The sequence below is a fragment of the Promicromonospora sp. NPDC057138 genome, from assembly GCF_042670845.1.
Classification (GTDB): domain Bacteria; phylum Actinomycetota; class Actinomycetes; order Actinomycetales; family Cellulomonadaceae; genus Promicromonospora.
Map to the genome: position 1 here is coordinate 230191 of NZ_JBHUUX010000001.1, position 22180 is coordinate 252370.

Below are 22180 nucleotides of genomic sequence, written 5' to 3' on the forward strand. Positions count from 1 at the left end.
TTCTCGTCCACTCGTCCTCACCTGAACGTGATAGTCCTGAAGGAACATCCGACCGGCACGTCCTGCGCACCGGAAAGCCGCGCACCGAACCGAGGGGGCGACACATGAACGACAAGGCGGAGAAGCTCGTTCCGCACTCCCCTCGCACTGGCCTGCGAAGCTTCCTCCGCACCGCCGGGACCGGGGCAGTCGCGGTGGTGATCGCCGTGGGCGTGCTGTTCATGGCCACGGCGAGCGTCCCCGCCGCACGCACGCCCGGGAACGACGGCGACCTCCCGATGCGGCTCAACGGGCTGATCGAGAGCGTCAGCGTCGGCGAGACCGACACCGCCCCCGACGGCGTCACGCTGGTCCAGATCGTGGCGGTCCTCGAACGCGCGGAGCAGCGGGCGCGGGAGGAAGGGCCGAACTTCAGCCCCACGATCGCGCAGGCCGCGGCCGAGCTCGGGATGCTCTACACCACGTACCAGATGCAGCAGCTCGCGTTCGGCGAGAACAACGAGGGCCTTCGTCCCGACGACGCCCCGGCCGCCTCCGGTTCCGGTTCCGGTTCCGAGGAGGACGGTGACGCCCCGGCGTCGGGCCCGGAGAAGGACGCCGGTTCCGGGGGGCGCGACGGCGCCGCGACGGGTGCCGACACGAAGGACGGTGCCGACAGGAACGGCGGCGCCAAGGATGCCGACGACGCCCCGGCCGGCGACAGCGCCGACGACAAGGACGACGTCGACCGGCCGCAGCCCGAGGAGGACACTCCGCCCGCGGTCGAGGTGTCGAACGAGCGCACCCCGGTGATCGACTCGCACGACGAGGACCCGCAGGCGGGTTATGTCACCTACGACCAGGTGGTGATCGCGGCCGTGCGGCTGGCGAACCTGCTGGACCCGTCGGTGCCCAACGCGCTGGTGGAGGTGAACGGCGTCGAGCAGGGCACGGGCAGGAGCGGCGTCTCGCTGCGCGAGAACCTGCTGGACGTCGTGAGCATGTTCGGCGCCACCACCACCGGATACGCCAACGGCCGCATCCCCGCCGACGTGCTGTGCCCGCTGTCGTTCGCCCCCGGGCACATGCTGCGCTGCGACGCCGCCGAACGGCTGACGGCGCTCAGCGCCGAGTTCGAGGCGGAGTTCGGCTACCCGATCCCGATCACCGACTCCTACCGGTCCTACGCGGCCCAGGTCGTCCTGGCCGGCGTCAAGCCGCTCCTCGCCGCGACCCCCGGCACCTCGAACCACGGCTGGGGGATCGCCGTGGACCTCGGCAACCCGATCGCGGGCGGCAGCTCCCCGCAGTACGTCTGGCTGCGGGTCCACGGCCCGGACTACGGCTGGGACAACCCGTCGTGGGCCCGCCTCGGCGGCGCGAAGCCGGAGCCGTGGCACTTCGAGTTCTTCGCCGCCGGTTCCATCCCGAACCGCGCCATCGACCCGTCCGACGTCGGCACCTGGTCGCCGTCCGACTCCGAGCCCCCGCGCTACAAGCCGGCGCTCGACCCCAAGCCCAGGGACGAGTCCTCGGGCAGTGTGCGCAAGCCGGGCACGAAGCCGTCGGACGACCCGGGCGACAACCCGCCGTCGCAGAAGCCGCCGGAGCCGACCCCGAAGCCGAGCGACCCGGGTGACGATCCGACGGACGAGCCGTCGCGGCCGACGCCGCCGACAGGCGGGACGCCGAGTAACCCGCCGCCCAGCGGGGACCCGTCAGACGAGCCCAGCGGGGACCCGTCGGACGAGCCCAGCGAGGACCCGTCGGACGAGCCCTCGGAGGAGCCGAGCGGGGATCCGTCAGAGCAACCGTCGGACGAGCCGAGCGAGGAGCCGAGTGAGGAGCCGTCGGAGGAGCCGAGCCCGGCGCCGGACCCCTCGGAGGAGCCGTCCGACGAGTGCCCGGTGACGGAACCCGAGACGGACCAGTCGCCCGCACCGAGCCCTGACGCCACTGACGACGCCACGGCTGGCAGCACCGCCACGGACGACGGCACCGCCAGCGGGTCGGAAGAGGATCCCTGCACCGTCCCGGACGAGGTCCCGGAGGGTGAGGCCGACGCGTCGTCGTCCGGCCTGCTCGCGGTCCTCCCCACGTCGACGAGCGTCGTCACCGCCAGCCGTCGTCCCCGCCCGCGAGGGCTGAGCTGACGGATGACAGCGGAACAGGCACCGAAGGGGCAGGCAGCGGGACCGGACGAAGGGTCTGCCGGAGATCCCCGGCGCTTCCTGCGGTCCGGGCGCCTGGAGTCGATGCCGCGCAGGTGGCGGGACAGGGTGGCGGTGACGCGCTACATGGCGGTGCAGGCGCTGCCGACGCTGCTCGAGCCCGTCACCGAGCGCGAGCTGACGGAGCGGCTGCGGGAGCTGGCCCACGACCCGGTCGGCGTCCGGCGTGCGATGGTGGACCACGGGCTCGTGAAGCGCACGCGGGACGGCGCCGAGTACTGGCGCACCGAACGCACCGAGTACGACGGCTGAGCGGCGACCACGTGCCCGTGCGACATAGAGTTCTTTGACCAGATTGCGAGACAACGAAGACTCGCGTTTTCAGGATAGGAAATGCCATGAGCGAAGAACGCGCGGTCGCGGCACTCGAGGCGACCGGCATCCCGTTCGAGATGACGCGGCACGGCCAGGTCGCCAGCCTCGCCGAGGCGGCGGCCGCGCGCGGCGTCGAACCAAACAAGCTGATCAAGACGATCGTCGTGCGCCGGGCCGACGACGACTTCCTGTTCGTGCTGGTCCCTGGCGACCGGCAGATCTCCTGGCCCAAGCTGCGTGCGCTGCTCGGCGTCTCGCGGCTGTCGATGCCGAGCAAGGAGGTGGCTTTCGAGGTCACCGGCTACGAGAGGGGAACCATCACTCCGTTCGGGTCGTTCCACAGGTGGCCCGTCGTCGCGGACTCCCGGCTCGGTGAGCCAGGGCCCGTGTCGATCGGCGGTGGCGCTCACGGAGTGGGTGCCACGGTCGATGCCGTCCACCTCACGACGGCGCTCGATGCCACGGTAGCGGACGTGACCGACCCTCTGTGAGCCCGGTCCTGGAAGGGTGTCGAGCAGTCCGCGAGGGTGCGGAGGCCGGCAGTTCTCCTTCGTGCAACGTGACCGTAACGCCTGGGGGGTGGACGGAAGCACTGTGCCGGGTGAACACTCGCCGTAGGCAATTCTTGCCCCTCCCGGCCAAGGAGTGGTCAGAGAGCACCAAGAAGCGTCCAAGTCAGCGTCCAAGCAAGTGTGTGGAAGTCAGTGTCTAACGAAGTCGAGGCCCGACCAATGCAGGACGGAGCGAATGACCCCATGGACCCTCTCCCGTCAGATTCAGCGCAGGACATGGCTCCCGGACGTCCGGGATCTGGTATCGCCTGCCGGAGCACCTACGAGGGCACGGTGCTGACCCTCTGGGGTGACATCGACGCGCTGCTGCGCGAGAACGCGAGCGAGGCGATGGCCACGCTCGCCGCACGACCCGATCCCGACCCCGTCATCGTCGACGCCCGGGATGTCACGTTCATCGACTCCTCCGGGGTGGCCTTCATCCTCCAGGTGTTCGTGCTCGGCGAGGAGACGGGTTCGCCCGTGCTGCTCCGTGAGCCGTCCGCCGTGGTGATGGAGGTCCTGGACATGGTCGGTATCAGCCAGCGGATCCCCGTGGTCCGCAACGCGGCGGCCAGCGCCTAGCCGTAGATCGAACAACCTGGTCGGCTCCGTTCGATCATTCGGGAGAGTGGCACTCTTGTCCGGTGAAGAACTGGGCAGCGAATCTCACCTACTCCTCCGCGCGCATCGAGCGCCCTCGGACCCTCGCGGAGCTCGCCGGCATCGTCGCCGGTGAGCCCCGCGTCCGGGCCCTCGGATCGCGCCACTCGTTCTGCGACGTCGCGGACACCACCGGCGTGCACGTCCAGCTCGACCTGCTGGACGACGGCCGCCCGCCCCTCGAGGTCGACCCCGGCACGGGCGTGGCGTCGGTCCGCGCGGGCCTGCGCTACGGCGAGGTAGCACCGGAGCTGCACGCCCGGGGCCGGGCGCTGCCCGCCATGGCGTCTCTGCCGCACATCTCGGTGGCGGGCGCCGTCGCCACGGGGACGCACGGCTCGGGTGACGGCACGCGCTCGCTGGCGGGCGACGTCGTCGGGGTGGAGCTCATGACCGCCTCCGGCGAGGTGCTGACCCTGCGCCGCGGCGACGCCGACTTTCCGGGCTCGGTCGTCGCGCTCGGGGCCCTCGGCGTCGTGACGCGCGTGGAGCTGGCGACCGTGCCGACGTTCGACGTGCGCCAGGACGTCTTCACCGGGCTGTCGTGGGAGGCGCTGTTCGAGAACCTCTCCGCTGTCATGGGCAGCGCGTACTCCGTCAGCGTCTTCACGAGCTGGTACGAGCCCGACGTGCGCCTGGTCTGGTGCAAGTCCCGGGTGCCGGCAGGCTCGGACGGCGCAGCGCCCGCGCTCCCCGTCGAGCTGGGCGCCGCCCCGGCGACCCGGCCGATGCACCCGCTGCCCGACGTCGCCGCCGTCGCGTGCACCGAGCAGGGCGGGGTGCCCGGGCCGTGGTTCGAGCGGCTGCCGCACTTCCGGCTGGACTTCACGCCGTCCCTCGGCGAGGAGCTGCAGTCGGAATACCTCCTGCCGCGCACCGCGGGGCCCGACGCCGTCCGCGCCCTGCGGGCCCTCGGGGACCGGATCGGGCCGCTGCTGCTGACGTCGGAGATCCGCACGGTCGCCGGCGACGACCAGTGGCTGAGCACCGCGCCGGAGGACAGCCTCGCGTTCCACTTCACGTGGCAGCAGGACTGGCCGGCCGTCCGGGCCGTGCTGCCGGAGCTGGAGGCGGCGCTCCTGCCGCTCGGCGCGCGGCCGCACTGGGGCAAGCTGTTCACGGTCCCGGTGGCGGACCTGCCGGGCCTGTACCCGCGGTTCGACGACTTCGCCGGGCTGGCCGCGCGGCTCGACCCGACGGGCAAGTTCCGCGGGGGCTACGTCGAGGCGCTGCTCGTCCGGTGAGCACGGCGGAATGCCCCTGCCGGGGTGAGCCTCGCCGGAGGCGCATGATTTCGCGCTCGCGGGGTTTATCTCGCAAGATCGAGGTATGAGCGACGCGCGGAGAGCGACCGCGGAGCTGCACTTCGGCAAGTCAGACATCAAGCGGCTTGCCGGAGTATTTGCACAGGCCAACCCGCAAGGAGGAGGATTAAACGTTCCTCGCGACACATCAACGATCCAACCCAGGAGACCCCTGATGCGCAGGCTTCCCGCCCTCACCGCTGCGGCGGCACTGACCGCCGCCGCCCTCGTCCTCACCGCGTGCACCAACGCGTCGCAGGAGCCCGCCGGCGGCGCCGCTTCCGGCAGCGCCAGCGCCGCGGCGTCGTTCGACCCGTCGACCGTCGAGGTCGACGAGGACATCGCGGCAATGCTGCCCGACGACGTCGCGGACAGCGGCACCCTCACCGTGGGCTCCGACACCACCTACGCGCCCAACGAGTTCATCGACGCCGACGGCCAGACGCCGGTCGGCTTCGACGTCGACATGGCGAAGGCCATCGGTGCGGTGCTCGGCCTGGAGACCAAGGTGGAGTCCGCGGCGTTCGACGGCATCATCCCCGCCATCGGCTCCAAGTACGACGTCGGCATCTCCAGCTTCACGATCAACCCCGAGCGCGTCGCCGAGGTAAACATGATCAGCTACTTCACCGCCGGCTCGCAGTACGCCGTCGCGGCGGGCAACCCGGACGACTTCGACTCCGAGAGCCTGTGCGGCGTCACTGTCGCCGTCCAGACGTCGACCATCCAGGACGACGAGCTCACAGCGCTCTCGAAGGACTGCGAGAAGGACGGCGACGACCCGATCGACGTGCTGCGCTACGAGTCGCAGGCCGACGCCACCACCAACCTCGTGGGCGGCAAGGCGCAGGCCATGTACGCCGACTCGCCGGTGATCGGCTACGCGGTGACGCAGACCGACGGCCAGATCGAGGCCTTCGGCGACATCCGCGACGCCGCGCCCTACGGCATCGTCGTGGCGAAGGACGACAAGGAGCTGACCGAGGCCGTCCAGGCCGCCGTGCAGAAGCTCATGGACGACGGCACGCTCAAGGAGGCCTTCGCCGTCTGGGGCTCCGACGACGGCGTGCTGGACGAGGCTGAGCTCAACCCGGCCGGCTGATGAGCGACTCCACGTCACCGACGCATGCTCCGGCGTCGGGCACGGATCCGGTACCCAACCGGATCCATGCCCGGCCGGTGCCCCGGCCCGGCCGCCTCGTGGCGGCCGTGGTCGTGCTGGTCCTGGCCGCCATGGCGGCCAACGCGCTGATCACGAACGACGCCTTCCGCTGGGACGTCGTGTGGCTGTACCTGCGCGACACCGTGGTGCTCCGCGGCGTCATGTGGACCCTGATCCTCACGTTCGGGTCCATGGCGCTCGCCATCGTGCTGGCCATCACGCTCGCGATGATGCGCCGGTCGGACAACCCGATCATGCGCTGGGTGAGCTGGGCCTGGATCTGGTTCTTCAGAGGCACGCCGATCTACACACAGCTCGTCTTCTGGGGTCTGCTCGCGGTGCTCTACCCGCGGCTGTCGCTGGGCATCCCGTTCGGTCCGGAGTTCTTCACGTTCCGTACCGACGACGTGATCACCGCGTTCTGGGCGGCGCTGCTGGGCCTCGCGCTCAACGAGTCCGCCTACCTCGCGGAGATCGTGCGAGCCGGCCTGACCTCAGTGGACCCAGGCCAGACCGAGGCCGCGAAGGCGCTCGGGATGAAGGACGGCAAGATCATGCGCCGCGTCGTGCTGCCGCAGGCCATGCGCGTCATCGTGCCGCCAACCGGCAACGAGACCATCTCGATGCTGAAGACCACGTCGCTGGTCATCGCAGTGCCCTTCACGCTCGAGCTGACCTACGCCACCAGCGCCATCGGCAACCGCATCTTCCTGCCCGTGCCGCTGCTCGTCATCGCGGCGCTCTGGTACCTGCTCATCACCTCGATCCTGATGGTGGGGCAGAGCTACCTGGAGCAGTACTACGGGCGCGGGTTCGGCACCGCCACCGGGGGGCGCGGGCGCGGCAAGGGGCCCCGTGGCAAGCAGGCGGCCATCGCGGCCGCCGGCACCGTGCCGGTGGACATCACCAAGGAGGTGACGCCATGAGCGTCGTCGCTGACTCCGCCGCGACTCCGGCGGACTCCTCGGACATGGTCTCCGTGCGGGCCGTGCACAAGGTCTTCGGTCACGGGCACGACGCCGTGCACGTCCTGAAGGGCGTCGACCTCGACGTCGCGCGGGGCGAGGTCACGGTGATCCTCGGCCCGTCCGGGTCCGGCAAGTCCACCCTCCTGCGCTGCATCAACGAGCTCGAGGAGATCACCGGCGGCTCCGTCGTCGTCGGCGGCGACCTCATGGGATACCGCGAGGACGCCAAGGGGACGCTGCACCGGCTGCACCCCAAGGTGGTCGCCAAGCAGCGCTCGCGGATCGGCATGGTGTTCCAACGGTTCCACCTGTTCCCGCACATGACGGCGCTCGAGAACATCATGGAGGCGCCCATCCAGGTGCGCGGGCTCTCCAAGAAGGCGGCCAAGCAGCGGGCGCTGGAGCTGATCGAGCGGGTCGGGCTGTCGGACCGGATGAACCACTACCCGGCGCAGCTCTCCGGCGGCCAGCAGCAGCGGGTCGCCATCGCCCGGGCGCTCGCGATGGACCCGGAGCTCATGCTGTTCGACGAGCCGACGTCGGCCCTCGACCCCGAGCTCGTGGGCGAGGTGCTGGCGGTGATGCAGGACCTGGCGCGGTCCGGCATGACGATGATCGTGGTGACGCACGAGATCGGGTTCGCACGTGGGGTCGCCGACCACGTCGTGTTCATGGACGACGGCGTGATCGTCGAGGCGGGGCCGCCCCTGGCGGTCCTGGACCACCCGAAGGAACAGCGCACGCGCGACTTCCTGGCCCACGTCCTCTAACCCCGCGCGTTGAGTGCTGGGTATTTGCGGCTCAGAGAGCTATTTCTCCGCAAATACCCAGCACTCAACGCGTTGAATGTGGAACCTCATACCTGGTCGGCTGCGTCTATGGGGCATGACGCACACGAAGCGACGCGTATGGCGCCGCGCAGCCCTGCCGGGACAGGACACCGGCCACAGCTCCGGGCGGTGTTCCGGATGAGCGAGGTAGCGGTGAGTCCGGAGGTACAGCCGAGCACGGACGAGATCGCCGTCGTCCGGAGCGGTCTGGACCCCGTCGCCGACTTCACGATGTTCGCGCAGGCCAACACCCCGGCGCTGTACCGGATCGCGTACCTGTTGTGCGGCGACCAGCACCGGGCGCAGGACCTGGTGCAGCTCGCGCTCGAGCGGACGTTCAAGGCCTGGAAGAAGGTGGGCGAGGGCGACCCGTTCGCCTACGCCCGCCGCGTCCTGGCGACGGCACGCATCGACACCTGGCGCCGCACCCGCCGCGAGGTGCTCACCGACGACCCGGGGGTCAACACCCAGGAGCTGGGCACCCCCGCGTCGGACGTCGATCTCGCCGAGCGGGACCGCCTGGTCCGCGCGCTCATGGTGCTGTCGGTCAAGCAGCGGCGCGTAGTGGTCCTGCGCTACCTCCTGGACCGCTCGGAGGCCGACACCGCAGCGGAGCTCGGCATCTCCGCCGGCACGGTCAAGTCCACAGCCTCGCGCGCCCTGGCGCGCCTGCGCACCCTCGTGGTGTCCGACGGCGAAGGGAGCCGGTCATGAACGTCCACGACATCCACGCGAAGCAGGACGCGGCACTGCTGGCCGGGCTCCGCGCGGCCGGCTCGACCATCGAGCCGCCGAGGTCCCTCGACCCGACGGCCATGGCGGTACGCGCAGTGCGCACCGTGCGGCGTCGGCGGGTGGTGGTCGCGGCGACGGCCGGCGTCGCCGCGCTCGTGCTCACCGGGGCGGGGATCGGCGCCGCGGGCGCGATCTACGCCGACCGGCAGCCGCTGCCGGGCACCGACAGGTCGACGGCCGAGGCGACCGAGGCGCCGTCGGCCGACCCGACGCCGGACCCGAGCCCGAGCGGCGACCCGGAGGTGGCACCCCCGGAATACCTGAAGACCGGTGGCGGGACCCTGCCGGTGCTGCCGGGCGTCGAGCGCGGCGTGGTCGACGGCGCCGGCAGCTCGCCGTACATCCTGGGCGGGCTCTGGTACGAGGTCCCGCCGGGTGGCTGGACGACGGTCGGCGACGTCAACGCGGGCGGGGTAGCCGGATGGCTGGAACCGGACCACCCGCTGGCGATGAGCTTCGAACCGAGCACGCTCGACATGAGCATCGACGACCTGGACGCGACGATCGAGCTGCGCAACGTGACCGACGTCGCCGGCTGGACGGCGCCCGCGAGGGACTCGGGCGCGACGACCCTCGACATCGAGGGCGCCGACCTCGTGGTCATCGAGCAGCACGAGCGCGAGGGCAAGGTCCGCCCCGCGACGATCCGGATCCGTAGCGGCGCCGAGGGCTGGGTCATCGAGACCCGGTTCGCGGCGAATGCGGACGGCGACAAGACGCTCCGCGACTTCGTGGGCAACCTGTGGCTCAAGGACGCGGGCGAGCCCGACTGGTACAAGCCGGCGTACGAGTACCCGACGCTCGACGCGATCGAGCAGGGCGTTCCCGCCGGCTGGCACCGGACTGAGCACAACGACCTGAAGTTCGCGGTGCCGAAGGGCTGGACGTCCCAGGCGACCGAGGGGCAGTTCTCACCGGGCGTCGAGTGGACGGGCACGACCGTCACGCACGCGGAGCCGGGCGTCGACATGGAGACGCTCGAGGGGTGGGTGGACGCCTCCGAGGAGGAGAAGGCGGAGGCCGCCCGGGAGACGGTGTCGCACGAACGCGTCTACGTGCAGGGCGGCAAGCCCGGCGGCAACTGGTGGGCGCAGACCATGACGGCGCCCCAGTCCCAGCTGATCGACGTCCCGGGCGCGGACTACGCCGAGGTCCAGCCGACGCTCCACAACAAGGACGGCGAGCCCGACTACTACACGGTGAACATCTACATCCACCAGGAGGACCAGGGCGAGAACCTGTTCCTCGTCATCGACTTCGACGGCGGCGAGCAGGGCTGGCAGGACCTGCACACCTTCCTGGGGACTCTCGACTTCCGGCGCTGACGCGCCCGTCCGCACCCCCAGCACGGGCCAGCCGTACAGGTCACCTCGGTGATCCGTACGGCTGGCCCGTGTCGTGTCGCCGGTGAGTGGCCCGGCTCACATCGACTCCGACGCGATTCTCTGAAACTCGATGGAACCTTCGTCCGGGCCGGCCCGTGTTCCGTTCGTGACAGTCACGAGTCCGCGCGTATTCGCGCCAGAGCCCCGGGTGCCCAAGCCCGTGGTCCTGCGTGTCGTGCGCGCCGACTCCAGCTCTGCGGACGACCTGGAGACCGTGACCACCGAGCCGAACACCCCAGACTCTCCATCCACCACGACGCCGGAGTCGGCGGCGGAGCTCGCGATCGTGCCGGTCGCGGACGACGTAGACACCGAACCGGAAGCCACGACGGAGCGCGGACCGAAGAACATGACCGCTGCCGCGTCGGACGGCACCCCCCGAAAGACCGAACCCGTCCCCGCGACCAGGCCACTCACGGTGGTCCGGGGTGGGGCGACGGGCGCCGATGACGTAGCCTCGCTGCCCGTGCGGACAGACCGGCCTACGGCCACTCATGCGCGCAGGAACGCACAGATCTCGAAGAACGAAGAGTTCACCGTGTTCATGCGAGAGGCCAAGGACCCACTCCACCGGATGGCCTTCCTCCTCAGCGGTGATGCGCACCGCGCGGAGGAGCTCACCCAGCAGACCTTCGAGCGGTGCTACCGGCACTGGCACAAGGCCCGGCAGGGCGACCCGCTGGTCTACGCCCGGCGGGTGCTGGCCAACCTGCGCATCGACGCCTGGCGCCGCACGCGGCGCGAGGTCCTGACCGGCCCCGACGAGCTGCCGCAGGACGACGTACGCGTCGCTCGCGCGGCGGCCCGCATGCCTACGCGCACCGTGGACGACCGCGACGCCGTCGTGCGCGCCCTCCTGCGCCTTCCCCTGAAGCAGCGCCGTGTCGTGGTGCTGCGTCATCTCCTGGACCTGTCGGAGTCCGAGGTCTCGAGCGAGCTCGGGATCCCCCTCGGCACCGTGAAGTCCACAGCCTCGCGCGGCCTCGCCCACCTGCGCGCGATCCTCGATATCGATTCTCTGGGCGGGACCCGATGAACATGAACCTCTCCCACGGCGCGCCCGACGATGATTTCATCGCCCGGGTCCGCGAGTCGGCGCACGCGGCGGTACCCGCATCGACGCTGGATCTCGACAGCGTGCTGCGGTCGAGCCGTCGCAAGCACGCCACGCGGCGCGCGAGCGTGACGCTGGCGGGCACGCTGGCGCTCGCGACGGTCGGGGCAGGGGCTGCCGGCGCGCTCCCGGGTATCCCGGGCCTGTGGGGCAACGCCCCGGTAGAGGTGGCGCCGAGCGCCCAGCCGCCGTCGATCATGGAGGGCGAGGTCGACGTCGACCCGCCCGCGCCGTCGCCCACCGACATCCCGTCGTCGGAGCCGGCGACGCGTCTCGCGTACCTCGCGCCCGGCGTGCGCACGGTGGCAGAGCCGGCGACGTACCGCGTCGACGCCGACACCGCGGTGCTGGACCTCGGCCTGGACGCCGGGGGAGGCGACCGCTATCTCGCGGTGGTGACCCTGGCGAAGATCGACGGGCGCCACAGCGCCACGGACCTGGAGGTCCTGGCGGGCGGCGACACCGCCCTCGAGAACCTCCGCGAGGGCAACCTCGGTGGCACGCTGCTCTGGCGCGGCGTCACGTCCGACGCGATGGTCCTGCCCTCCGACGGCGGTCCGGCGCTCGTGTTCGGCTTCTCTTCCGCGGCGACGGAGGGGACGCAGCACCTGGTCTTCGACGACCCGCAGACCGAGGGTGCCGCGGGCGCGCAGGGGGCGCCCGCGTCACCGGAGCCGGAGGATTCCGCTGCGCCCGAGGCGGGTGCCTCGATCCCGGTCACGCCGTTCGACGTGCTCGGCGACGGCAGCGTGTGGATGCGGGTCCTGCAGGTGGACCGCGACACGGCCGAGCCGCGCGGGTTCGTCTACTCGAAGCAGGGCACGTGGAGCGCCTCCTGGTGCCGCAGCACCTCGCCCGAGTGCGCGGTCATCCACGACGTCGCGGGCAGGACCGTGGACACGCCGCAGGCCGCGGCGCCCGCGCCCGTGGTCGCGAAGCTCGCTCCGATGCTGGTCGATAACGCGGAGGCGAACGAGGTCCCCGCGATGGAGACCTGCGTCGCGCAGCGCACCGGCACGGGCTGGACGGCCCCGCCCCAGTTCACCGGCAGGTCGTTCTGGCAGGCGCCGGAGGGCGTGAGTGCCGACGTCTGGCGCCTCTGCCTGATCGATCTGAGCGAGGCGTTGCAGCTCGCTTCGACGGGCGAGGTCCTGCCCGACGGCGCGGTGTCGCCCAAGCCGACGCCGAGCCCGAAGCCGACACAAGCTCCCGAGGACGGGTCTGACCCGCTCGGCCTCGGTGCACTCCTGGAGGAACTCTTCGGGGGTTAAAGACTTCCCGGTCCACGTCTCGTCTGGGGAGATGGCGTGGGCCGGGAACACACGAGCGGGCCGAGGCAGAGTCTGGGGATCTGCCTCGGCCCGTTCCATTTTCTCGTGAACCGAGTGGTTTCTCGTCGACTGAGTGGCTTACTCGCCGTCCTCGCAGGCGATGCCGTTCCCGTTCCCGTCGAGGTGCGGAAGGTAGCCCGGCTGCCCGTTCGCGAGCGGCGCGGCGCCGGCGGCACGCACGGCGTCACAGTTCCAGTAGAAGACGGTGCCGGGTCCGCCGTTCCCGTTGCCGTTGTCCTGCTGTTCCTGTTGCTGCTGCTCTTCCTGCTGCTGCTCCTGCTGCTCCAGCGCGGTCTCCCGCTCCTCGAGCTGAGCCTCGCGGTCGCCGAGCGCCTGTTCGCGTGCGGCTACCTCGTCACGCTGCTTCTCCACCTGTGCGCGGTCCGCCTCGATCTCGGCGCGCTGGTCGTCGGCCTGCGCCTGGATGTTCCGGGCGTCGGTGATCGCCTGGTTCGCGTCGGCCTGCTGCCCGGCGGTGACGACCACGCCGACGATCACGCCGAGGGCGAGGCCGGCCACACCGATGGCGACCATGAGACCCGCGCCCGGGCCGCGCCGGCGTCCCGGCGCGGGCCGCGGCCCCGCGGGCATGACTCCGGCGGGCGCGGGTCCGGGCATGTGCCCGTGCGGACCGGGCCGGTTCACGTCGTCGATGCTCAGCGGTCCGGGACCCGGTCGCGGTTCGGACGTCGGTGGCCCCACCGGCGTCGAACCCCTGCCGCCGAGGCCCTTGATGGCGGCGAGCACGCCCGTGGTCGGACCCTTCCGCGGCGCCTCGGGCGGCGGTGGTGGCGGCGCCATCCCGGGCGGCGGCGGGTAGACCGGCTGCGGGCCGGAGCCCGGCCGCGGCGGGCCGGGAGCCGGTGGGGCGCTGATCGGAGCCATGGTCATGGTCGAGCCCATCGCCTCGGCGGGCGACATGGCGGGCACGTTCTGCACCACGGTCGGAGCGGGTGCGGGGCGGCTGCCGCTGCCGGGGGCGTCGACCACCTGGATCGCGACGGTCCTCGTGTCCGCGTCCGGGTCGGCGCGGTCGGCGCCGGCCGGCGAGTGCGACGAGGCAGAGACGGGCGGCGCAGGTGGCGCGGCGGCGCGGTTTCCGGCGTCGGGCTGGGGAGTGTCGGGGCGGTCGACCCAGTAGTTCCACCCGGGCGGGGCCGGAGGCCACGACGGGTCCGGAGCCCAGTTGGAGTCGGGTCGGAATCCCGGGGGCACCTGCCAACCCGGAGGCGGGTTGAAGCGCACGGGCATGGTTGCTCCTTCGATACGGTCGGGCCCCACTATCGGCCATACAGGCGGGTTGACGCCAGAACGTGGGGCCGAACCGGACATATCTCTCGCCTGTGAGAGCGACAGTAACGCGCTTGTGTCAGGGGTCACTGGTAGACCTGGGGGCATGTTCCTCCTGGAGCGCGACGACGCAGGCACCCTCGTGCACTCGGCAAGCGATCTCGTGATCGCCGGCGAGTGCGAGTTCCGCCTGCTGAGACGGCTGGACGAGCTGCTCGGCCGCAGCCCACGCCGGCCGCGGGAGGAGGACGAGATGCTCGCCCGCACCGCAGCCCTGGGCGAGGACCACGAGCGCCGCGTCCTCGACGGTCACCTTCGCGCCCATGGTCCCGCCGACGCCGGACGCGCGGGCGGCGTGCTCGAGGTCGCGCCCGCGCGCCGGATGTCCCGCGACGAGCTGATCGACGCGCACGCGCGCACGCTGGCCGCGATGGAGCAGGGGGCCGACGTCGTCTACCAGGCGTCGTTCTTCGACGGGCGGTTCCACGGCCGGGCCGACTTCCTGGTGCGCGACCCGCTCGGCGAGATGGTGCACGCAGGCGTCCCGGGCGGCATCGTGCCGAGGTATGCCGTGCACGACTCCAAGCTCGCGCGCCGCACCAAGGTCCGCGCCCTGATCCAGCTCGCCGCGTACGCGGACCAGCTCATGGACGCGCGGATCGACCCGACCGACGAGGTCCACCTCGTGCTGGGCACGGGGGAGACCACGTCGCACCGGCTCGCCGACCTGCTGCCGGTCTTCCGCAAGCGACGCACGCGGCTCCTCGAGATCCTGGACACCCACGTGGCCGACGGTGCCCCGGTGAGCTGGGGCGACGACCGCTACCTGGCCTGCGGCAAGCTTCGGAACTGCCCCGACTGCGCGGACGCCGCCGCCCAGAGCCGCGACGTCCTGCTCGTCGGCGGGGTGTACGGGGCGCAGCGGGTGAAGCTGTCGGCGGCCGGGATCACCACCATCGACGCGCTGGCGACCGCGGACGAGCCGCCCGATGGCATGGCCGCCGGGCGCTTCGAGGGCCTGCGCGCCCAGGCGCGCCTCCAGCTCGGGCTCGACGACGGTGACGGCTCGGTGGCGCTCGACCACCTGCCCGACGGCGTCGACCCGGACGGGCCTGACGCGCGGCTGCGCTGGCAGCTCACCGCCACCGGGGCGATCGACCGGCTCCCGCCGCCGAGCCCCGGCGACGTGTTCTTCGACTTCGAGGGCGACCCCCTGTGGGAAGAGGCGCGCCTGCCCGGCGACGACCAGGCGCCGGCCATGGGCCTCGACTACCTCTTCGGCTGGGTCGAGCGCCCCGGCCCGGACGACGGGACCCCGCCCTTCTACGGGCTCTGGGCCGACGACATGGAGGGCGAGCGGGACGCGCTCGTCCGGTTCGTCGACTACCTCAACGCACGCCTGGTCACCTACCCCGACCTGCACGTCTACCACTACGCCGCCTACGAGAAGACGCACCTGCTGTCCATCGCCGCGCGGCACGGCGTGTACGAGGACGAGGTGGACCAGCTGCTGCGCGACGGCGTGCTGGTCGACCTGTACGCGGTGGTCCGGTCGTGCCTGCGCATCTCGAACCGGTCCAAGTCGATCAAGAAGCTCGAACCGCTCTACATGCAGGACGACCCCGCGCGGGAAGGGGTCACGAGCGCCACGGCGTCGGTCACCGAGTACGCGGAGTACGCGAAGCTCGCCGCCGAGGGCGAGGACGGGGCGGCGCCGCTCAAACAGCGGATCTTGGACTACAACGAGTACGACTGCCGGTCTACGTTGCGGTTGCTCGATTGGTTGAGGTTTGCGCGGTCGTCGGCGTCGTCGGCCTCGTTGGTCGAGCCTGTCGAGACCGCTGCGGTTGGGGCGGACGTGGGGAGCGAGAACGCGCGCGCGGATGCGTTCACGGGCCCCAAGGGGCCCTCCACTTCGGGAACAGATACATCCGCGCGCGCATTCTCGCTCCCCACGGCCTCCGCTGCCGACTCGCCGCTTGCGGGGGGTTCGCCTGGGTCGGGTGAGAGTGCGCACGAGGGTGCGGGTGGGGGTTTGCACGGGGGGGCTGTTTCGCGTGGCGTGCCCGGTGACGGTGCGGCGGCTCCCGGAGAGGTTGATGAAGCCGAATCGCCGCGGGGGGTGGCTCGGCGGGAGGGGCGGGCTCGGCGGTTGGAGCTGGCCGGGGAGATCTCCGCGCGGGTCGGCGAGAACCGGGGCGAGCGGTCGCTCGAGGTGCAGGCGCTCGCGCTGCTGGGGGCCGCCGTCGGGTACTACCAGCGGGAGGAGAAGCCGTTCTGGCTGGAGCACTACGCGCGGCTGGAGCTGCCGCTCGACGAATGGCCCGGCCGGAGGTCGACGTTCCACGTGGAACGTTCGACCGTGCTGCGGGACTGGAGCGTCGTGGGGCGGGACCGGCTGCCGTCCCGGGAGATCGAGCTGGTGGGGCGCATGCTCGACGGGTCGCGGATCGACGGGTCGGACCTCGGCGTCGGCGACGCCGTGCACGTGCTGTACGACCAGCCGGTGCCGCCCGTCGTGGGCGAGCTGGAGGCGCGGGCCGTGCGGGGCGAGCACTCCGGCGGCGTGATCCAGGGGGCCAGCGAGCCTGACGGCGAGCGCGACGACGTGCCGCACGGGCACGACGTCGTGATCCTGCGCGAGCGGCTCTCCGGGGGAGCCGAGCCGCACGACCAGGTGCCCGTCGCGCTAGCGCCGCAGCGCGGCCCGGCCCACGACGCGCAGGAGCAGGCGGTCGAGGAGGCGGCCCGCGCTGCTCTCGCCTCCTGGGACGCGAACCGCGCGCTGCCGGACGGCGCCGCCGTCGACCTCCTGCGCCGTCGGCCGCCCCGGCTGATCGACCCTTCGACAAACGCAGGACAGCGTCCTTCGGCGAGCCCAGGGCAGGGCGCTTGGACCGGTGCGGGACAGGGCGGCGGGGCATTGCCGGAGCTGGGCAGCAGCGACGGCGACGGTGGGCTCGACCTCGAGTCGGCGGTGCACGCGGCCGTCGAGCGGCTCGACCACTCCTACCTCGCGGTACAGGGCCCGCCCGGTACGGGCAAGACGCACGTCGGCTCGCACGTCATCGCCAAGCTGGTCGGCGCCGGATGGCGGGTCGGCGTGGTGGCCCAGTCGCACGCGGCCGTCGAGAACATGCTGAGCGCCGTCGTCGACAAGGCGGGGGTGCCCGCCGAGCTGGTGGCGAAGAAGCAGCGGGCGAAGGGCACCGAGCAGGGCGGCGGCATGCCGTGGCGGGAGCTGTCGAGCACGCAGCTCGCGGACTGCGCGGCGAACAGCACCGAGGGCTGCGTCGTCGGCGGCACCGCGTGGGACTTCGCGCACGAACGCTGGCCCGACGGCGGGCTCGACCTGCTGGTCATCGACGAGGCGGGCCAGTTCTCGCTCGCGGACACGATCGCCGTCGGGCGGGCCGCGCAGCGGCTGCTCCTGCTCGGCGACCCCCAGCAGCTCCCGCAGGTCAGCCAGGGCAGGCACCCCGAACCGGTGGACGAGTCGGCGCTCGCCTGGCTCGCCGCCGGCAGCTCCGTGCTGCCCGACGGCCTCGGCTACCTGCTGCCCGAGTCGTGGCGGATGCACCCCGCCGTGTGCTCCGCCGTGTCCGAGCTCGCCTACGCCGGCCGGCTCTCGGCCCATCCGGTCACCACCGCTCGGTCGCTCGACGGCGTGGAACCCGGGGTAGTGCACGTTCCGGTCACCCACGAGGGGCATTCGACGTCGTCCCCGGAGGAGGCGGCCGAGGTGGTTCGCCAGGTACAGGGTGTAATCGGGCGGACGTGGGTGCCAGGCGGCGGCCGCCCGCCCCGCCCCCTGGGCCCCGACGACGTCGTGGTGGTCGCCGCCTACAACGCCCAGGTCCACCTGGTGCGCCAGGCGCTCCGCGCGGCCGGTCTCGGCGGGGTGCCGGTCGGCACCGTCGACATGTTCCAGGGGCGGGAGGCGCCGGTCGCGATCCTGACGCTCGCCGCCTCGACGCCCGAGAACGTCTCCCGCGGCATGGGATTCCTGCTGTCGCGCAACCGCATCAACGTGGCGGTGTCCCGTGCGCAGTGGCGCGCAGTGGTCATCTCGTCGCCCCGGCTCACCGACTACCTCCCGGGAGACCTGGAGGCCGACGGCGTGCGCCACCTCATGGAGCTCGGCGGGTTCCTGCGCCTCACCGGCGCCTGACCCGACCCCCGCCCGGCGTAGTCATCTGGCGAGGCAGTCCTGCAGCGAGGTAGTCACCCAGCGCGAGCTGAGTGACTACCTCGCCAGATGACTGCCGCGGCAGAAGAGGTTAGAAGTCGCCGCCGCCGAAGTCTCCGCCGCCGAAGTCGCCCCCGCCGCCGAAGTCCCCGCCGCCACCGAACATGTCGCCGAAGAAACCGCCGCCACCGTCGCCACCCGCGTCACCGCCGGCGTCGCCACCGGAGGCCTCGACCGGCTCGGACCCGGCCTCGCCGCCCTGGTCGCCGCCCTCTGCGCCCGCTTCCTCAGCGCCGCCGGCCTCGCCACCCTCTTCGCCGCCGGCGAAGTCCTGCCCCGGGTCGCCGAACGAGCTGCCGAACATCATGTCCGCCACGGCCGATCCGATGACCATGCCGCCTATCGTGCCGAGCATGCTCGCGCCGAGCATCGAGCCGAAGCCCGGGCCGCGGCTCTGACCGAAGTTGCGCTCGAGCGTGCCGGGGTTGCGCATCTCCGCGCGGGTGGCCATGCGGGCCAGGTCGCGCGGGTCGTCCGACGTCGCGCGCTCGCTCGGCGGGACGGTCTCGCTGAGCTGGGCCAGCACCTGGTTCCGCTGCTCGGGCGTGAGCTGCGCGAACGCCTCGGCGTGCGCCTCCTCGACCCGGTCCGGCGGGGCCGTGCGGAGCAGGTAGCGATAGCGCTCGACGGCCACCTCGTCCTCACTGCGGCCCGTGCTCGCGGCGGAGCCGTAGACGGGCGCCGTGCCGTACTCGGGGGTCTGGCCCGACGTCTGCCGGTACTGCTGCTGCGGCACCCTGCCGCCCTGATACATGCCTGGGGTCTGCTCGCGCGGCTCGCGGCCAAGCAGTCGGTCGAGGAAGCCCATGATGTAGTCCTTCGTAGGTGACGGTCCACGTGGGGAACGCCCGGCACGGTCGCACGGTTCCAGGACGGACCGCCGGTTCCCCCTGATGACATGGCGAAGGCCCGGTCACCTCGAAAGGTGACCGGGCCGACGTCGTACAACCGGCGACGAACTCAGACGAGCTCAGCGCGGAGGTTGCGAAGATTCTGAAGGGATCAGATCGGGCGGATGTTCTCCGCCTGCAGGCCCTTGGGGCCCTGCTTCACGTCGAACTCGACGCGCTGGTTCTCCTCCAGCGAGCGGTAGCCGCTCGACTGGATCGCGCTGAAGTGGGCGAACACGTCCTGCCCACCGTCCTCGGGTGCAATGAACCCGAAGCCCTTCTCGGCGTTGAACCACTTGACGGTTCCGAATGCCATGTACTGCTCCTTGCATGAGGCGACGACCCCGACCGTCGGGATCGCATAATCACGGTGTCGTCGTCATCTCACGGAAGAACGATCGAGGCACTGCAACGCGTCCACTCTACCCGCCCGGGGCAAGGAAAGCCCGGTCAATCGCGAGTGACTTGCGCCGAGAGGCGTCCGGGCGGGTCGCAGGGGTGCCGTCGACGGGGTCAGGAGCCCGGTGTTAGAACGGTTGGCATGAACGCTGCGACCAGTATTCCGTCCGTCACTCTCAACAATGGCGTCGAGATCCCGCAGGTCGGTCTCGGCGTGTTCCAGGTGCCCGGCGACGGCACGCAGGCGTGCGTCGAGACCGCGCTCGAGCTCGGCTACCGGCACGTCGACACGGCCGCTGCCTACTACAACGAGGAAGGCGTCGGCGCGGCGGTCCGGGCGGCCGGTCTCCCGCCCGAGGAGATCTTCGTGACCACGAAGCTCCGCAACGGCGACCAGGGCTACGAGAGCGCCCTGCGCGCCTTCGAGAACAGCCGTCAGGCGCTCGGCCTCGACGTCGTCGACCTCTACCTCATCCACTGGCCCGTCCCCCGCCGCGACCTCTACGTCGAGACCTGGCGGGCGTTCGAGAAGCTGCTGGCCGACGGCGCGGTGCGGGCCATCGGCGTCTCCAACTTCCTGCCCGAGCACATGGATCGCCTGGTCAGCGAGTCGGACGTCGTGCCGGCGGTGAACCAGGTCGAGCTCCACCCGACCTTCCGGCAGCCGGCAACCGTCGAGCGCAGCCGGGCCCACGGCATCGTCCCTGAGGCGTACTCGCCGCTCGGGCGGGGCGCCGACCTGGAGGCGCCGACGGTGGTCCGCATCGCCGAAGAGCTCGGGGTGACTCCCGGCCAGGTGGTGCTGCGCTGGCACGTACAGCACGGGGTGATCCTGATTCCGAAGTCGGTGAATCCGGAGCGATTGGCCACAAATATCGACCTGTTCTCGTTCTCGCTCAGCGAGGCGCAGATGTCCGATATCAATGCGTTGCACGCCCCGGACGGCCGGATCGGCACGGACCCGGCGATCGCCGCGTTCACACAGTTCAGGAGCTGACCCAGGGCCCCGTGGCGGAGTGCGTGCGAGGCCCCGCAATGCGTTTCGCCCTCCGGTGAGTCGCAATTCCTTATGCTCGTTCAAGCCCTGTTTTCGCCCCGATTCTGGCGCGCCGTGTGCCTGGGTAACATCCTCGTAACGATCGGGTCCGTGTGGCGGACTAGTCACACCGGCGTCACACAAGGTGGCTACGTTCATCGCCACGACGAGGCAAGTCGCCGCGTCAGGTCTACTCCCGCTCGAAGGGGAACAGCAGAATGATTCGACGTTCCACGGCGGCGCGCGGTCTCGCGATCGCAGCTGTCCTCAGCGTGGGCCTCGCGGCCTGCTCCACCACCTCCGGAGGCGGCGAGGGGGAGGGCTCGACCGATCCACTGAAGATCGGAACCCTGCTCCCGCTCACCGGCAACCTCGCCTACCTGGGCCCGCCCGAGGTCGCGGGCGTCGGCCTCGCCGTTGCCGACATCAACGAGGCCGGCGGCGTTCTCGGTAAGGACGTGGAGATCGCGAGTGCGGACTCCGGCGACGGTGACAACCTTGCGGTCTCGACCAACTCGGCGACTGATCTGCTCGGCCAGGACGTCAACGCCATCATCGGCGCCGCCTCGTCGACGGTGACGCTCAACGTCGTCGACTCGGTGACGGAGGCCGGCGTCATCCAGGTGTCGCCCGCCAACACCTCGACCACGCTGTCGGGCTACTCGCCCCTCTTCGCGCGGACCGCCCCGCCGGACACCGTCCAGGGTCAGGCGCTCGGCTCGCTCATGCTCGACGACGGGCACCAGAAGGTCGCGTTCCTCACCATGCAGGACGACTACGCGACCGGTCTGCGCGACAACGTGCAGAAGGCCGTCGAGGCCGGCGGCGGTGAGGTCGTCTACGGCGGCACCGGCGACGGCACCGAGTTCGCCCAGGCCGAGACCAACTTCTCGAACGTGGTCTCGGACGCCCTGGCCACCAAGCCCGACGCGATCGCCATCTTCGCCTTCGAGGAGACCAAGGCGGCCATCGCCGAGCTGGTCACCCAGAAGTGGGACTTCGCCGGCAACACGTACCTGTGCGACGGCAACACCGCCGACTACTCGAAGGACTTCGACCCGGGCACGCTCGAGGGCGTCAAGGGCACCATCCCCGGTGCCGACGCTCCGGAGGACTTCAAGCAGCGCCTGAACGACTTTTACAAGGAGGACGCCGGCAAGGACCTGGCGGACTACGCCTACGGGCCTGAGTCGTACGACGCCGCCATCCTCGTCGCACTCGCCGCGGTACGCGGTGAGGCCACCGACGGCCAGACCATCGCGGACAACATCGCTGCGGTCTCCGGCTCGGAGGAAGGCGCCACCGAGGTCTCGACGTTCGAAGAGGGCGTCAAGGCGCTCGAGGCGGGCGACGAGATCGCCTACAAGGGTGTCTCGGGCATCGGGCCGCTGAACGAGGACAACGACCCGTCGTCCGCGTTCATCGGCGTGTACGAGTACGACGCCAAGAACAAGAACATCTGGACCAAGGTCGTCGAGGGCTCGGTCGTCGAGGGCTGACGAGCTGATCCTTGAGCACCGAACTGTGATCGGCCCGGCCACCCCACGGGGTGGCCGGGCCGATCGTTGTCGAACTGCGATGAAGACGGGTACCGAACCGGGACACGGCACTCATGGCCTGCCGCGCAATACCCGGCCTTCACTGATCCGCAACGGCGCGGATCGTTTCGATGGCGGGCCTGCGGCCTG

Annotated in this window: 18 protein-coding genes; 15 read left to right on the forward strand and 3 right to left on the reverse strand. The window is 71.2% G+C overall.

All coding sequences use genetic code 11. The features are described 5' to 3' along the window. The first annotated feature begins 104 nt into the window (after nt 1-104). From ACFT2C_RS01040 to ACFT2C_RS01095, 12 genes are all read left to right on the forward strand, one after another. Nucleotides 105-2132: a D-alanyl-D-alanine carboxypeptidase family protein gene (locus tag ACFT2C_RS01040; protein ID WP_377205144.1), complete on the forward strand. Its 2028-nt coding sequence runs from the start codon at nt 105-107 to the stop codon at nt 2130-2132. A 102-nt stretch (nt 2133-2234) separates the two neighbouring features. After that, nucleotides 2235-2462 (forward strand): DUF2087 domain-containing protein, encoded by a 228-nt coding sequence (locus ACFT2C_RS01045; protein ID WP_377205264.1) that lies wholly within the window; start codon nt 2235-2237, stop codon nt 2460-2462. Between the two features lie 86 nt (nt 2463-2548). Next, nucleotides 2549-3016 (forward strand): aminoacyl-tRNA deacylase, encoded by a 468-nt coding sequence (locus ACFT2C_RS01050; protein ID WP_377205145.1) that lies wholly within the window; start codon nt 2549-2551, stop codon nt 3014-3016. Nucleotides 3017-3313: 297 nt separating this feature from the next. Continuing rightward, a complete protein-coding gene (locus ACFT2C_RS01055) occupies nt 3314-3661 on the forward strand; it encodes an STAS domain-containing protein (RefSeq protein WP_377205146.1) in 348 nt (115 codons plus the stop codon). Nucleotides 3662-3723: 62 nt separating this feature from the next. Continuing rightward, complete coding sequence (locus ACFT2C_RS01060) at nt 3724-4983, forward strand: FAD-binding protein (RefSeq protein WP_377205147.1); 1260 nt, start codon at nt 3724-3726, stop codon at nt 4981-4983. Nucleotides 4984-5218: 235 nt separating this feature from the next. Next, nucleotides 5219-6145 carry an ABC transporter substrate-binding protein gene (locus ACFT2C_RS01065; protein WP_377205148.1) on the forward strand — a complete coding sequence of 309 codons (927 nt, stop codon included), beginning with the start codon at nt 5219-5221 and terminating at the stop codon, nt 6143-6145. After that, nucleotides 6145-7131 carry an amino acid ABC transporter permease gene (locus ACFT2C_RS01070; protein ID WP_377205149.1) on the forward strand — a complete coding sequence of 329 codons (987 nt, stop codon included), beginning with the start codon at nt 6145-6147 and terminating at the stop codon, nt 7129-7131. Before ACFT2C_RS01065 ends, ACFT2C_RS01070 begins: the two co-directional genes overlap by 1 nt. Then, the gene (locus ACFT2C_RS01075) at nt 7128-7943 is read left to right on the forward strand and encodes an amino acid ABC transporter ATP-binding protein (protein ID WP_377205150.1); all 816 of its coding nucleotides are present in this window, start codon (nt 7128-7130) and stop codon (nt 7941-7943) included. The genes ACFT2C_RS01070 and ACFT2C_RS01075 overlap by 4 nt, the downstream gene beginning before the upstream one ends. Nucleotides 7944-8141: 198 nt before the next feature. Further along, entirely contained in the window at nt 8142-8717 is a 576-nt protein-coding gene (locus ACFT2C_RS01080; protein WP_377205151.1) for a SigE family RNA polymerase sigma factor, read from the forward strand. After that, entirely contained in the window at nt 8714-10123 is a 1410-nt protein-coding gene (locus ACFT2C_RS01085) for a hypothetical protein (RefSeq protein ID WP_377205152.1), read from the forward strand. The genes ACFT2C_RS01080 and ACFT2C_RS01085 overlap by 4 nt, the downstream gene beginning before the upstream one ends. Before the next feature lie 208 nt (nt 10124-10331). Further along, complete coding sequence (locus ACFT2C_RS01090; RefSeq protein ID WP_377205153.1) at nt 10332-11219, forward strand: SigE family RNA polymerase sigma factor; 888 nt, start codon at nt 10332-10334, stop codon at nt 11217-11219. 2 nt (nt 11220-11221) lie between these two features. Next, nucleotides 11222-12568: a hypothetical protein gene (locus ACFT2C_RS01095; protein WP_377205154.1), complete on the forward strand. Its 1347-nt coding sequence runs from the start codon at nt 11222-11224 to the stop codon at nt 12566-12568. Between the two features lie 138 nt (nt 12569-12706). Here the strand turns inward: ACFT2C_RS01095 and ACFT2C_RS01100 are convergent, their stop codons facing one another. Then, the gene (locus ACFT2C_RS01100) at nt 12707-13879 is read right to left on the reverse strand and encodes an excalibur calcium-binding domain-containing protein (protein ID WP_377205155.1); all 1173 of its coding nucleotides are present in this window, start codon (nt 13877-13879) and stop codon (nt 12707-12709) included. A gap of 145 nt (nt 13880-14024) precedes the next feature. Here ACFT2C_RS01100 and ACFT2C_RS01105 point away from each other — a divergent pair, with 145 nt between their 5' ends. Then, complete coding sequence (locus ACFT2C_RS01105) at nt 14025-18089, forward strand: TM0106 family RecB-like putative nuclease (RefSeq protein ID WP_377205156.1); 4065 nt, start codon at nt 14025-14027, stop codon at nt 18087-18089. A gap of 109 nt (nt 18090-18198) precedes the next feature. On the opposite strand, the gene ACFT2C_RS01110 is transcribed toward ACFT2C_RS01105, so the two are convergent. Beyond that, on the reverse strand, nt 18199-18975 hold the full coding sequence (locus ACFT2C_RS01110; RefSeq protein ID WP_377205157.1) for a hypothetical protein: 777 nt from the start codon (nt 18973-18975) through the stop codon (nt 18199-18201). A 194-nt stretch (nt 18976-19169) separates the two neighbouring features. Next, nucleotides 19170-19373 carry a cold-shock protein gene (locus tag ACFT2C_RS01115; protein ID WP_036971009.1) on the reverse strand — a complete coding sequence of 68 codons (204 nt, stop codon included), beginning with the start codon at nt 19371-19373 and terminating at the stop codon, nt 19170-19172. Nucleotides 19374-19598: 225 nt separating this feature from the next. Here ACFT2C_RS01115 and ACFT2C_RS01120 point away from each other — a divergent pair, with 225 nt between their 5' ends. Further along, nucleotides 19599-20453, forward strand: a complete 855-nt coding sequence (locus ACFT2C_RS01120) for an aldo/keto reductase (protein WP_377205158.1) — start codon at nt 19599-19601, stop codon at nt 20451-20453. Between the two features lie 257 nt (nt 20454-20710). Further along, nucleotides 20711-21991 carry an ABC transporter substrate-binding protein gene (locus tag ACFT2C_RS01125; protein WP_377205159.1) on the forward strand — a complete coding sequence of 427 codons (1281 nt, stop codon included), beginning with the start codon at nt 20711-20713 and terminating at the stop codon, nt 21989-21991. Nucleotides 21992-22180: the final 189 nt, after the last annotated feature.